The 13,743-nt window shown below is 33.7% G+C and carries 11 protein-coding genes; 6 read left to right on the top strand and 5 right to left on the bottom strand.

Annotated features, from left to right (window positions below):
• Positions 1 to 2: 2 nt before the first annotated feature.
• The 4 genes from NLJ00_RS24925 to NLJ00_RS24910 all read right to left on the bottom strand — a co-directional run bounded on the left by NLJ00_RS24925 (position 3) and on the right by NLJ00_RS24910 (position 3,677).
• Positions 3 to 971 (bottom strand): hypothetical protein, encoded by a 969-nt coding sequence (locus NLJ00_RS24925; protein WP_256635821.1) that lies wholly within the window; start codon positions 969 to 971, stop codon positions 3 to 5.
• A 2-nt stretch (positions 972 to 973) separates the two neighbouring features.
• Positions 974 to 1,474 carry an RNA polymerase sigma factor gene (locus tag NLJ00_RS24920; RefSeq protein ID WP_053474076.1) on the bottom strand — a complete coding sequence of 167 codons (501 nt, stop codon included), beginning with the start codon at positions 1,472 to 1,474 and terminating at the stop codon, positions 974 to 976.
• A gap of 213 nt (positions 1,475 to 1,687) precedes the next feature.
• Positions 1,688 to 2,203, bottom strand: coding sequence for a hypothetical protein (locus NLJ00_RS24915; RefSeq protein WP_256635820.1), 516 nt, complete (start codon positions 2,201 to 2,203; stop codon positions 1,688 to 1,690).
• A gap of 637 nt (positions 2,204 to 2,840) precedes the next feature.
• Positions 2,841 to 3,677: a DUF6929 family protein gene (locus NLJ00_RS24910; RefSeq protein ID WP_256635819.1), complete on the bottom strand. Its 837-nt coding sequence runs from the start codon at positions 3,675 to 3,677 to the stop codon at positions 2,841 to 2,843.
• A 297-nt stretch (positions 3,678 to 3,974) separates the two neighbouring features.
• On the opposite strand from NLJ00_RS24910, the gene NLJ00_RS24905 reads away from it, so the two are divergent.
• The 3 genes from NLJ00_RS24905 (at position 3,975) to NLJ00_RS24895 (ending at position 8,489) form a co-directional block, all read left to right on the top strand.
• Positions 3,975 to 4,853: a PPK2 family polyphosphate kinase gene (locus NLJ00_RS24905; RefSeq protein WP_256635818.1), complete on the top strand. Its 879-nt coding sequence runs from the start codon at positions 3,975 to 3,977 to the stop codon at positions 4,851 to 4,853.
• A 294-nt stretch (positions 4,854 to 5,147) separates the two neighbouring features.
• Positions 5,148 to 6,614 carry a PhoX family protein gene (locus NLJ00_RS24900; RefSeq protein WP_256635817.1) on the top strand — a complete coding sequence of 489 codons (1,467 nt, stop codon included), beginning with the start codon at positions 5,148 to 5,150 and terminating at the stop codon, positions 6,612 to 6,614.
• Positions 6,615 to 6,710: 96 nt separating this feature from the next.
• Positions 6,711 to 8,489, top strand: a complete 1,779-nt coding sequence (locus tag NLJ00_RS24895; protein WP_256635816.1) for a cytochrome-c peroxidase — start codon at positions 6,711 to 6,713, stop codon at positions 8,487 to 8,489.
• 439 nt (positions 8,490 to 8,928) lie between these two features.
• Here the strand turns inward: NLJ00_RS24895 and NLJ00_RS24890 are convergent, their stop codons facing one another.
• Complete coding sequence (locus tag NLJ00_RS24890) at positions 8,929 to 9,453, bottom strand: hypothetical protein (RefSeq protein WP_180856395.1); 525 nt, start codon at positions 9,451 to 9,453, stop codon at positions 8,929 to 8,931.
• Positions 9,454 to 9,643: 190 nt separating this feature from the next.
• Here NLJ00_RS24890 and NLJ00_RS24885 point away from each other — a divergent pair, with 190 nt between their 5' ends.
• The 3 genes from NLJ00_RS24885 (at position 9,644) to NLJ00_RS24875 (ending at position 13,624) form a co-directional block, all read left to right on the top strand.
• The gene (locus NLJ00_RS24885; RefSeq protein WP_053474024.1) at positions 9,644 to 11,029 is read left to right on the top strand and encodes an MATE family efflux transporter; all 1,386 of its coding nucleotides are present in this window, start codon (positions 9,644 to 9,646) and stop codon (positions 11,027 to 11,029) included.
• 151 nt (positions 11,030 to 11,180) lie between these two features.
• On the top strand, positions 11,181 to 11,408 hold the full coding sequence (locus NLJ00_RS24880; RefSeq protein ID WP_073484329.1) for a hypothetical protein: 228 nt from the start codon (positions 11,181 to 11,183) through the stop codon (positions 11,406 to 11,408).
• A gap of 272 nt (positions 11,409 to 11,680) precedes the next feature.
• Positions 11,681 to 13,624 carry an LTA synthase family protein gene (locus NLJ00_RS24875; protein WP_256635815.1) on the top strand — a complete coding sequence of 648 codons (1,944 nt, stop codon included), beginning with the start codon at positions 11,681 to 11,683 and terminating at the stop codon, positions 13,622 to 13,624.
• Positions 13,625 to 13,743 lie beyond the last annotated feature (119 nt).

The raw sequence follows: 13,743 nt of genomic DNA, 5'->3' as shown, positions 1-13,743 counted from the left end.
GGCTATTTCTTTAAAGCCGGTTTTCCTGTTTTTGTAGTTATGATAACAACTCCTTTTTTTCCTTTTTCGCCATATTTTGATGTGGCTTCAAGATCTTGTAAAATGGTTATTGTTTTAATGTCTTGTTTGTCTAAAGGAGCATAAGGACTAGTCGGATTATTTCCAAATAAATCATTTTCAGAATAGTAGATTCCGTCAATAATGTACAAAGGCTCATCTAAAATAACAAGGGATTCTACGTTTTCAGGCTCTAGATTTGTAATTTCGGCCTGCATCATTTTATCTTTTTTCACCTCGTCGCTATGAGCCATTGCATTTCCGTTTAGGATAACTAAAGGCGCACTTTTTTTAGCTCTTTGAGATTGCATTTCTGCAGAAGAGGCTTTAAAAGTTTCTTTTTCTGATTTTCGTGAATATCCAGAACCTACATCTATTTTGTCTTTAGCTTTTGAGACTTCAGTTTCTTCTTCTGAGTATGCGGATTCTGTAACGGCAGGAGCAGGCGCACTAAGTGCAGGCATCGCATCATAATTTGGTGCTGCAGCTACATTAGCAGCACTTGGAACTTCATGTATTGCAACTGGTTCTTGGTGTTTTATTTGTTTCTCCAGAATTTTAAGAGCTTCTTCTTTTGGAACTAATTGTGAATCTGCAGCGACTACAGCTTTGTTTTTCTCTATATTAAAATTTCCAATTGTTTCTTTTTCAGTTTCATTAACCACAACCTTATCTGGTGTTTGAATAATAGCCGTTTTTTCCGTTTTTAAAAACTGATATCCTAAAGAGATTACTAATAAAAGTGAAGCAGCAACGGCGATTTTTTTCCAGAGTGCAATGCTTTTTTTATCTTCTTTTCGGTCTAGTTTGTCTTCAAGGCGTGACCAGACTTTTTCCATTCCCGGAAAATCTTTTGGTTCTGCATTATCTGCAGCTTCCTTAAATCTGTTGAATATTTTATCTTGATTGTCCATGACTATTTTGCTTTTTGATAATACAATTTATTTACTAATTCCTTTAGCTTGGTTTTCGCGGCATTCAATTGTGATTTTGAAGTGCCTTCAGAAATGTTAAGCATTGCTGCAATTTCTTTATGTCCGAAACCTTCTATAACAAAAAGGTTAAAAACAGTTTTACAGCCATCCGGAATATGGTTTAATAAATTAAGTAAGTCTTCTTCTTCTAATGAGTTCATTTCTTCTGTAAATGGCTGTGCAAGCATTTTTACATCATCAAGATACATGTTGAAATTGGTGTTTTTCTTGATGGAAGCCAAACAGTAATTAACGGCAATTTTTCTGGCCCAGGCTTCAAAGGCTTTTTCTTCCTTAAGCTGATCTAGTTTTGTAAATATGGTATAGAAAGCGTCGGCCAAGGCTTCTTCGATTTCTTCTTCCTTCTTGAGGTATCGTTTGCAAACGCGATACAATTTTGGAGCCATATGCTCATAAACCTGACGCTGGGCATCGCGGTTCATTTTTTTGCAGTTAGAAATTAGCGTTTCGTTTATCACAATATTGGTCTTTAATTATAAAGAGAGCGAAAAAGATAAAAAGGTTGGGACGAGGTTGAAAAAAAAGTTTTTTTTCAGGTTCAAAGGTTCATAGTTTCAAAGTTACAAAGGTTTTATGTAGAGACGCACAGTATCGTCTAACGTTTTGTAAATTCGAAATTAAAATAAATTCGAATTTTATTTTTTTGTATTTCGATACCAATCTTCAATTTTCTTAATTGATTCCTTGTCAATTTTTGGATTACTGTTTAAACCTAAATTAATTTTTGTATTAGAAATATAGGAGTTTAGAAAAATTATTGCAAAACCTCCAACTTCAGCATCTTCAGTTAAAAGAGTTGAAGAAAAAACATTCATATATCCGCAGCATTTTTCTTTAGAATTCATAACCGAAATTAAATATTCGACATCTTTTGGCTGTACCCAGTTATCAGGAAAATCCCCAAGCATTGATACAAAATTTAGCGCAGACTTTTTATTGTATTTTTCTTTGAAAAGAAGAATAAATGATTTTGGATCTAAATCTTTTGGAGATAAAGTCTTGTGATTTTTTTTCACATTTGAAGTTAACTCTTCAATACTTAAAGTGCTTAAGTTTTTCTTTTCTTTATTATTTATTTTAAAGGTATAAAATAAATAAGCGCCTGCCGAAAGAGTAAGAATTATTATCAATGAAAGAATTCCTTTTTTCATAAAATTGAAATTATTTTATAAACCTATATTTCTCAACGAAGGTATTTGTAGAGACGCACAGCAGTGCGTCTAACGTATCGTAAATCCGTAATTTTTATCATTCAGCATTTTTATATTCTTTGCGGAGACGCACTGCTGTGCGCCTCTACGTTATTATTGTAATCGAAATTCTTTGTGTGTCTTTGTTTTATGATTTTGTTTTAAAGGATGTGAATATTTTAAGAATGGTTTTATTGTAGAGACGCACAGCAGTGCGTCTAACGTATCGTAAATCCGTAATTTTTATCATTCAGCATTTTTATATTCTTTGCGGAGACGCACTGCTGTGCGCCTCTACGTTATTATTGTAATCGAAATTCTTTGTGTGTCTTTGTTTTATGATTTTGTTTTAAAGGATGTGAATATTTTAAGAATGGTTTTATTGTAGAGACGCACAGCAGTGCGTCTAACGTCTCGTAAATCGCAATCTTGTCATCAATCATTTTTACATTCTTTGCGGAGACGCACTGCTGTGCGCCTCTACGTTATTATTGTAATCAAAATACTTTGTGTCTCTTTGCGTAATTTTCTTTGCGAATCTTTGCGGTAAAATTATAACACAAAGCTTCACAAAGATTTTCACAGAGTTTCGCAAAGCTTATTTTATCGGCAAAGTCAATTTAAAAACCTTAGTCTCTAAAAGATCGGTATCATTATCCTCGCAAAGTAAAAACTCGATTTTGTTATTTTCTTTTTTATAGAAAGTCAAACCTTCAAATTTATTAGTTGAAGTTATTTTTTGAGTAAAATCAATTTTCATGGTTTTAAGGTCAATTCTTCCAATAAAACTTCCAAGGATTTCCCCGTCATCGTAAGTTGATTTTGTGTCTTCGGCAGTAGAAAGAAAATAGATTTTATCTTCCACTAAAATAGCATCGGTAAAACTAGAGCGAACGCCTTTTATTTTTGGCAGTTTATAATTGGTCGCAACCAAAGCAAATTCATCTCCAAGGCTTTTGGCATGAATCGTAAAAATGGTGTTTTTGTTTGAAATTCCGTTTCCGCGATTGAATAAGTACCAGTTTTCGCCATCAAAAACGGCTCCTTCAAGATTGAAATCTTCTGGTTTTATAGAACCGAAATTCTGCATTACGGTATATAAATCGACTAAATTATTTTTTTGTAAAACGGTTTTCGATTTAATATCAAACTCAATCATTTTGTTTCGATTTTCGGTAGAACCGGAACCAAAAACATAAAGAGTATCGTTATGATGCGTTAAAGATTCAAAATCAGGTTTTAGGTTTTTCGGAATATTTTGCGTTGGATTATCAATTAAAGGATGTTGGTTTAACTGCTGGTTCTGCATATTGTATTCGTATAAGAATCCGCTGTTGTCGCCAATAATATAAAGCGCATCATTGTTATAAAATAATCCTGATGCCGAACCGATTCCGATGATTTGAAATAATATTTCTAATGTGAATTTTTCCATGAATGTTGTTTTGAAAATAATTGCCCAGCCCTGATAGCAATGGAAATACTTTGAAAAGAAATTGAATTTTTTCCTGACAGAACAAAGCGACCAGCGGAAGCTCTTGTTATGGCTTTGGAAAAAAGCAATTTATTGAAAAAGTATTGCAATGAATAGCAGGAATATGCTTCGTAAAATTACTATATTTATGATACAAAATTTGAAAATATGAAATCGCTGTTTTGAAAAAGCCATTTAATAATGAATAAATGAAAAGCGATAACATATTTTACCTCTTAAAAATGAAAATCAAAAAATATGAAATCAATAGACCCGAAAGATTTTAAAGTCACAGATAAAATTAAATTAAGTAAACTTCCAACTTTATTAAATATTGATGCAAGCGATGATGAAAAAGAAGAGAAACTGGATAAAGTTCAGGCAAAATTAAGCGATTTTCAGGATGTGATGTATGCGCACAATAAATATGGTGTTTTGATTTGCCTTCAAGGAATGGACACTTCGGGAAAAGACAGTTTGATTAGAGAAGTTTTTAAAGAATTTAATCCGCGTGGGGTTGTGGTTCATAGTTTTAAAACACCAAATTCGACTGAACTGGAACACGATTATTTATGGCGTCATTATATTGCTTTGCCTGAAAAAGGAAAGTTTTCGATTTTTAACAGAACGCATTACGAAAATGTTTTGGTAACGAGAGTGCATCCTGAATTTATTTTGGCAGAGAATTTACCGGGAATTAATTCGGTTGACGATATTAAACCTAAATTCTGGAAAAACCGAATCGAGCAGATCAATAATTTCGAAAAACACGTCACTCAAAACGGAACTGTGATTATGAAGTTCTTTCTGCATTTGAGTAAAGATGAACAAAAGAATCGTTTATTACGCCGTTTAGAAGAAGGAAAGCACAACTGGAAATTTTCTCCAGGCGATTTAAAAGAACGTGAACATTGGGACGAATATCAGCAATATTATGAAGAAGCGATAAACGAGACCTCGACAGAAAATGCGCCTTGGTACGTAATTCCTGCAGATGATAAAGATATGGCACGTTATATTGTAGCAAAGATTATTTGGGAAGAAATGAAACAATACACCGATATTCAGGTTCCGGAATTGCCTAAAGAGATTAAAGACAATTTTGAAACGTATAAGAAGACTTTGGAGAAAAGTTAGGAATTAGATAATGTGTCAATTTGATAATTAGATAATTTTTCAACATTCTATGCAAACCCGACAGATTTTAAACCTGTCGGGTTTGTTTTTTGGGAGTCATAAAGTAAGACTCTTTTTTCGGTTTTATGTTACTGAAAGTTTAAGTGTATTTTGTATTACTAAATTAATGTTAATTTTTTTGCTCTCGTAAGGTGTTTTTGCCAAAAGCCTTATTTTTTTGATAATGTCTAAGTCATTTTTAGTTAAAGAGTAGGGATTTACTTTGTAAAAAAATAAAAACCAATATTTAGCTAAATGAAACGAATTATTTTACCTCTACTTATTTTAGGTTCGGTGTTTACATCTTGTAATGACAACGACTCTAAAGATGAAACAGAAACAACAAGTGTTGTGTTAAAAGATCAATCTGTAACGCCAAGTTTATTAAAGGCACAGGCAGGTTTTGAAAACCTGAAGATTTATTCTCTTTTTAGTTCAGATGACGTTTTTCCGGATAGTCCAAAATATATTTTTGGAGGTTCTGCAGATGGTTCTGGTTTATTGAAAAATACAGATGGAACTTTTACTTTTTTGGTAAATAACGAAGACAACTTTTCAGTTTCAAGAATTACACTTGACAAAACATTCAAACCTACTAAAGGAGAATATTTATTAAATTCTAGCGGAGGAACCTGGAGATTGTGCGGTGCAACTATGGCTACACAAGCAGAACATGGTTTTGGACCTGTTTATTTAACTTGTGGAGAATCTGGAGAAGAATCTCGTACACATGCATTAGATCCTTACGGAAGCGCAGGTTCTGCATCAGTTTCTAAAGAGTTAGCAAGTTTTGGTCGTTTAAGTGCAGAGAATGCTTTGCCATTACGTTCTTCTGCTTATAGAGGTAAAACGGTTGTTGTAATTGGCGATGACGATTCTGGTACTTACGGAGGTCAGGTTTTTATGTACGTAGCAAATACTGTGGGTGATTTAACCAATGGTTCTTTGTATATGCTAAAAAGAAACGACGATAACCAGAGAGAAAAAGATATGGAGACTGGTAAAACTTACCCAGTTTCTTTTGTAAAAATTGACGATCACAAAACGCTTACAGGTGCACAGATTAATGCGGCTGTAAATACTTTAAAAGCGGTTAAATTTGGTCGTGTAGAAGATTTAGATTACCGTAAAGGCGGTGATAATGCAGATCGTGAATTGTATTTTAACGTAACTGGACAAGATATTAATAAAACTAATGCTGATGGTTCAAGAACTAAATACGGTAGAGTTTACAGATTAAATCTTGATGCAGCTGACCCGTTAAAAGGAACTCTTGAAGTGATTCTTGACGGTGATAACCGCAGCGGAATTGCTGGTAAATTCCAAAATCCGGATAACATTTGTGTGACTAAAAACTACGTTTACATTGAAGAAGATGCTAACGGATACGGAGATGAAACGCATGATGCTTATATCTATCAATATAATATTGCAACTAAAGGTTTGAAAGTTGTAGTAGAATTAGACCACCGTCGTACGGCAGCAGATGCAGCTAAATATAATGTACAGACAAAAGATCTTGATCCAAGCAAAAAAGGAGTTTGGGAATATGGAGCATTAATTGATGTTTCTGAACAATTAGGTATTCCAGATACTTTTATGTTAAGTATTCAGCCTCACTCATGGACTGGTACAAAATATTTAAAACCTGATGGCGGAGCAAACCGTCCTGAAGAAAACCAGGCAAGTCAAATTGTAGTTATACAAGGTTTGGCAAGATAAATTGTTAAGTTATCGAAAAACAGTTATCCACTATTTCAATTTGAGGTAGTGGTTTCTGTTTTTTCTACCTATTCCTCTTTTAATTGTCATTACACTATGAAAAAAATATATTGTTTGTTCTTCCTGCTTGTGTTTGCTGCTTGTCAGAAAAAAGACAAACATCAGGAAATAAATACATTGTTTCAAAAAGACATTACTTTATTAATCGAAAAAGTTAATGAACTAAAATATTCAGTAACATCTGATGCTGCAGAAGCACAAATTCAGAAACAATTTCTCGAAGCACATAAAAGTTATAAAAAAGTCGAATTATTAAGTGAGTATTATTCGCCAGCAGTCTCTAAATCAATCAATGGGCCGGCAATACCTGAGTTTGAAGACAATGATAATATAACCGTTCCGCCCGAAGGATTTCAGGTTATTGAAGAATTCGTTTTTCCGAAATACGATAAAAACAACAAAAAAGAACTGCTTCAGGAATTAGGCGTTTTATCAGCAAATTTAATTCGGTTAGAAAAAGTTTCAAATTCAAATGAATTGACTGATGCCCATGTTTTTGATGCCATGCGATTAGAAGTTTATAGAATTATTACTTTAGGAATTACAGGATTTGATTCGCCGGTTGTGCTAAATTCACTTCCGGAAGCTTCAACAGCTTTGGAAACAATCGAAAAATACTACCGCGTTTATCTTGAAAATAAAGAGGTTTCAAATTCCAATCAAGTACTTAAAGTTTTAGAAAAAGGAAAAAAATATTTGCACGCGAACAACAATTTTGATGCATTTGATCGTGCTTATTTTATCAAAGAAATTTTAAATCCGTTAAGTAAAGGACTTTATAAAACACAGACAGAATTAGGAATTCCGTTAATGAAAGAACAAAGAGGTTTAAAAGCAACAGCCCAAACGCTATTTGATAAAGATGCTTTTGATCCCGAAGCCTTTTCAGGTTTTCCCGATTATCAAACAACGCCTGAAAAAATTGCCCTTGGTAAAAAATTATTTAATGACCCAATTTTATCCGGAAACAATACACGTTCCTGCGCTTCATGCCATCATGCTGAGAAAGCTTTTACAGACGGATTAGAAAGGGCCGTTACATTAGACGGAAAATCAATGATTCAGCGTAATACACCTACGCTTACTAATATTGCATTTCAGCGTGTGTTTTTTACAGATTCGAGAGTAAGTTATCTCGAAGATCAGGCGGTTGCAGTAATTAAAAATGAAAACGAAATGCATGGATCTCTGGAGAAATCAGCTTTAGCAATTCAAAAAAATGCGGACTACGTAAAAGAGTTCAAAAAAGCTTTTCCAAAAGGGGAAATAAACGAATTTGCGATCAAAAATGCTTTGGCATCTTATATTCGTTCTTTGAGTCATTATGATTCAAAATTTGATGATTATATGCAGAATAAAACAACTTTTACGGCAGATGAAAAAGCAGGTTTTAATTTATTTGCCGGAAAAGGGAAATGCGCAACCTGTCATTTTATTCCGTTAACAAACGGAACTGTTCCGCCAAATTTTGACAGATCTGAAAGTGAAATTCTTGGTGTTCCTGATAAAAGTAAAAAACTAGATGGTGATTTAGGGAAGTTTGTAATTACTCAGGCTGCTATTCACAAAAATTCGTTTAAAACACCAACGATACGAAATATCGAACTTACAGCTCCTTATATGCATAATGGTGTTTATAAAACGCTGGAAGAAGTTATAGATTTTTATGATCAGGGTGGAGGAGTAGGTTTAGGATTTGATGTACCAAATCAAACACTGCCCGAAGACAAATTGAATTTATCTGATAAAGAAAAAAAGCAGCTGATTGCTTTTATGAAAACGTTGACGGATAAAAAGTTTTTGAATGAGAATTAGATAATGTGTCAATTTGATAATTAGATAATTGGTTTAACTTTAAAATTTATACGCACCTATCTTTGTCAAAGTTTAAAACTTTGACAAAGATTTCTCAATCAAAATCTTACCACGATCAACAACAAACCCGACAGGTTTTTAAAACCTGTCGGGTTTGTTGTAGGAAAGCAGAAACCTGTATTGTGTTATTTTTGCCACAGATTAAAGGATTTTCACTGATTGTTTTTTTAGAATAGCCTTTGCAAAAAATCTTTTTAATCTTTTTAATCTGTGGCAGAAAAATAAACGGAACAGTAATAAACTATTTGGTCTATGATAATTGAATGGAGATTTTTATAAAGTATTTTTTTCGATACTTTAATAAAATACAAAACCCGGAAGACTATGAAAACTTCCGGGTTTGTTACCAAAAACAAAAAAATAAAATAAACCTTTCTTTTTATAGATCAAAACCATACGCTAAACGAAGCGCAATTTGATTGGTATTGAACTTGTCGTAGTCCTCATAACGGACACTCACGTCAATGTATTTGTTGGCATACCCAATTCCTGGAGCCCATAAAAATGTGGTGTCATTGTACCCGTTTGTTACTGCAAAACCGGCACCTACTTCACCCAGAACATAAAATTGGTCTTCCCAGAAAAAAGCTTTAAAACCAGCTTTTGCAGGAATAAATCCTAGATCTTTTATGTTATTTCCTAATTCATCTTTACCCCCCACAAACAAGTTTGTAAAACCTGTAGTTAATGTCAAAGATGTTCTTTTAGATAAGTCATATTGTAAACGAACGTCTCCACCAAGTGAAAAATCATAATCGTCAGTATCAGTTGGGATACCTCCGTTTAAACCAATTCCTAACCTAAAACCCTGATCGTAATTTGTTGCTGCATTATCTTGAGCAAAACTGGCATTTGAATAAAAAAATGCGAATGCAGCGAGGCATATAAACTGTAATTTTTTCATGGCATATATCTTTGAATTATTAATAATGTAAAAGTAAAATAGAGGTCTTTTGGAGTTGTTATATAATTTTTAGAAATCGTTATATAATATTACGATATGCTAATTTTAGCCTTAAAATTGGCTTATCTTTTTATTAATAGGATAGAATTCGAAGCTTCTCATTATCTTTGCCCACTAAAAAAGCAGTAAAGTGAGTTTAAAGCAGTACACCAAAGAGTTTTCGTATAATTTCAGACTAGCATATCCTATTATATTAGGCATGGTTGGGCATACCTTAATAGGTATTGTCGACAATATAATGGTAGGGAAATTAGGAAGTACAGAATTGGCGGCAGTTTCACTTGGAAACAGTATGATTTTTATTGCGATGTCATTAGGAATTGGTTTTTCGACTGCTATTACACCTATTGTAGCCGAAGGCGATGCCGAAAAAAACGATGGCAAAATTCGTTCTGCATTTCATCACGGTTTGTTTTTATGCGCCATTATCGGGTTATTACTTTTTACTTTAATTGTATTGGCAAAACCATTAATGGAATTGTTAGAACAGCCTAAAGAAGTAATTGTACTCGCAAAACCATACTTAGACTGGGTTGCTTTCTCACTGATTCCGTTAGTAATGTATCAGGGTTATAAACAGTTTGCCGACGGAAAATCGATGACTAAATATTCGATGTACGCCATGATTATGGCAAACGTACTTCACGTAGGAATCAATTATGTGTTGATTTACGGTATTTGGATTTTTCCTAAAATGGGAATTATAGGTGCGGCACTTGGTACTGTTATTTCGAGAATATTTCTGGTTATGTTCATGCATATTATGCTGTCAAGAAGAAATGACTTAAAACATTTTTTCAAGAATTTCAGCTTCAGCGAAATTAAAAGCGCAACGCTTAAAAAAATAATAAACTTAGGATTTCCGTCTGCTATGCAAATGCTTTTTGAAGTCGTATTGTTTACCGCTTCCATCTGGCTTTGCGGAAATATTGGTAAAACCAGTCAGGCGGCCAATCAAATTGCGTTGAGTTTATCTTCGCTTACTTTTATGTTTGCGATGGGATTAAGTGTAACGTCGATGATTAGAGTAAGTAACCAAAGAGGATTGCAGGATTATAAAAACCTCGTTGTTGTGGCGCGTTCTATATTTTTGCTTGCCATTGTAATCGAAACATTTTTTGCATTTCTGTTTGTCGTTTTCCATGATTTTTTCCCACACATCTTTTTAAATATGGAAAACAGCGGACAAATTTTAGACAATACCGAAGTAATCGAAATCGCTTCAAAATTATTATTGATCGCTGCTATTTTCCAAATTTCAGATGGAGTTCAGGTTGTAGTTCTGGGCGCATTACGTGGTTTGCAGGATGTCAAAATTCCCATGTATATTACTTTTGTAGCCTATTGGGTTGTTGGTTTTCCTATTTCGTATTATTTAGGAGAATATACAGACTGGAAGGCGCAGGGCGTTTGGATAGGGCTTTTAGCAGGATTAACCACAGCGGCAATTTTCCTGTACATGCGCTTTCATTACCTCACAAAGAAATTAATCTCAAATTCATTTGCAAATAACTAAATTTGAGGTTTAAAATATAGGCCACAGATTTCACAGATTAAACAGATTTACACTGTGCATTATTTGAATAAAATCTGTTTAACCTGCACAATCTGTTTAATCTGTGGGCCAAAAATAAACATTATAAATTAAAAAAATAAACATATATAAAATGGACTTACCTAAATTTTTACTTGGCGATAATACTGATTTTCCAGATGATATTTTCATCATTCACCTTGATTATCCAAGATTTATAATCAACTTAAAAGATGATGAGGTTGAATTTATGGAAGAAGCCGAAGATCTTGATGAAGCAGAATTAAATGCCGAAATGGAAGGTCTTATTGTTAAAGCCAATGAATTTTACGACAGAGAAATAAACCGTTACGAAGAGTAAAAACGCATATGTAGAAACGTACATGTAGAGGCGCACCTGTAGAGACGCACTGCAGTGCGTCTCCTATGTTTCCAAGTTTTTTTAAAGTCTTTTATTCAGCAACGAAAATTGCTCGCAAAGTCGCAGAGACGCAAAGTTTTATTTGAAGACTTAAAAAACAAAAACTTCGCGACTCTGCGACTTTGCGAGATTAAAAAATAACAGAATAAAACAAAAACTTAGCGAGTTAACATCTTCTCATATTCTCACCAAAAACTAATATAAATCATCTAATGAAAAAATTAAGTTATTTAAAACCTATTTTCAATTTTATATTAATCGGATTACTGATTACAACCTTAAGCCGAATATTTTTATTTTTCCTTTTTAAAGAAAGGGTAGAGCAGACACCAGATTTCTGGTATATTTTTCCAATTGGTTTGCGAATGGATTTAATTTTACTGTGTTATTTGTCCTTTCTGCCGGCTGTTTTAATTACTTTTCTGCCAAATAAATGGTTGAAATTCACCAATAAGTTTTTAGTAATTTATAGTTTCTTATTCCTGTTTCTGATTCTTTTTGTAGAATTAGCTTCGCCTGATTTCGTAAAACAATACGACACACGTCCCAATAAGATTTTCTTAGATTATCTGATTTATCCTAAAGAAGTAGTTGGAATGCTTTTAAAAAGTTACCTGACTTCCATCATTGTGACTTTCATGATTTTGGGAGTTGTGATTTATTTCGCCTTCAAAAAAGGAAAAAAATATTTTTATACAACGAGTACCGAATATAAATTCAAACTAATCGCTTTTCCATTAGTAGCATTTTTATTGTTTTTTGGAGCACGTTCAAGTCTTACTTCAAAACGTCCTATTAATGCCAGTAACGCTGTTTTCTCGACAGATCAATTGACAAATACTTTAGGGTTAAATTCATTTTACACGGTTGCTTTTGCTGCTTATTCAATTAAGAATGAAGGAAACACAAAAATGTATGGTAAAATGGATGAAGCCGAAGCCATTGCTCGTGTAAAAAAATACATGATCGCCGGCCCAACAGATTTTACAGATGCCGAAATTCCGTTTCTGCATGTACAGCAGCCGGACTCGGTTAAGAAAAAACCATACAATTTGGTGATTTTTCTACAGGAAAGTTTAGGCGCAGAATATGTTGGAATTTTAGGCGGAAAACCTTTAACGCCGGAATTTGATAAATTATCAAAAGAAGGTTTATTGTTTACCAATTTATACTGCACCGGAACCAGAAGTGTTCGCGGAATCGAAGCTGTTGTAACCGGATTTTTACCATCGCCGTCTGAAAGTGTGGTAAAACTTGGAAACTCGCAACAAGGGTTTTTTACGCTTGCCGATGCTTTAAAACAAAAAGGATACGATACGAGTTTCATTTATGGCGGAATGGCAAACTTTGATAATATGGCTTCGTTTTTCAACGGAAACGGTTTCAGCGATATTGTAGATCAGGAAGATTTTGAATCAGATGGAAATAAATATGCTTTTAAGGGAACCTGGGGTTATTCTGATGAAGATTTGGTTACGAAAGCCAATAATTATTTCAAATCAAAAGGAGATAAACCATTTTTCTCTTTAATGTTTTCGACTTCAAATCACGAACCATTTGAATATCCGGCGGGAAGAATAAAACAATTTGATAAAAAAGCAGCAACGGTAAACAACGCCATGAAATATGCCGATTTCTCGATTGGGAAATTCTTCGAAATGGCTAAAAAAGAGCCGTATTTCAAAAACACAATTTTCATCGTAATCGCAGATCATAACACGAGAACCTACGGAAAGAATTTAGTACCAATAAATAAATTCCATATTCCGGCCTTTATTATGGGGCCCGGAGTTCCAAAAGGCGCAGTTTATGACAGACTGGCAAGTCAAATCGATATTCCGCCAACGTTATTAAGTTATTTAGGACTTCCGTTTGAAACACCAATGGTGGGAAGAAACCTGAGTAAATTAGATCCGAAAGTGCAGGGGAGATCGATTATGCAATTCAACGATATCAACGCTTTTAGAGTAGAGAATCAAGTTGTGATTATGCAGCCAAATTTAAAACCGCTTCAATTCGAAATCAAAAACGATACGACTTTAATTCCCGTTAAATTAAACGAGGAATTAGCAAAAGATGCCTTAGCGCACGTTATAACCGCAGGTAATTTATACAAGGAAAATAAATATAAGCTTAGAGGAAAAGGTTCTAAGTAGCTAAGATTCTAAGTTGATGAGTTTAAATAACAACATGTAGAAAACCTTAGCAACTTAGAACCTCAGTAACTTAGTAACTTTAAAAAAAGCTGTTAGGTATGTAATTTCATACTTAGCAG

The sequence above is a fragment of the Flavobacterium panici genome, from assembly GCF_024499525.1.
GTDB classification, from domain to species: Bacteria; Bacteroidota; Bacteroidia; order Flavobacteriales; family Flavobacteriaceae; genus Flavobacterium; species Flavobacterium panici.
The sequence above is the reverse complement of the archived record's forward strand: the minus strand, read 5'-3'. Positions and strand labels throughout refer to the sequence as shown.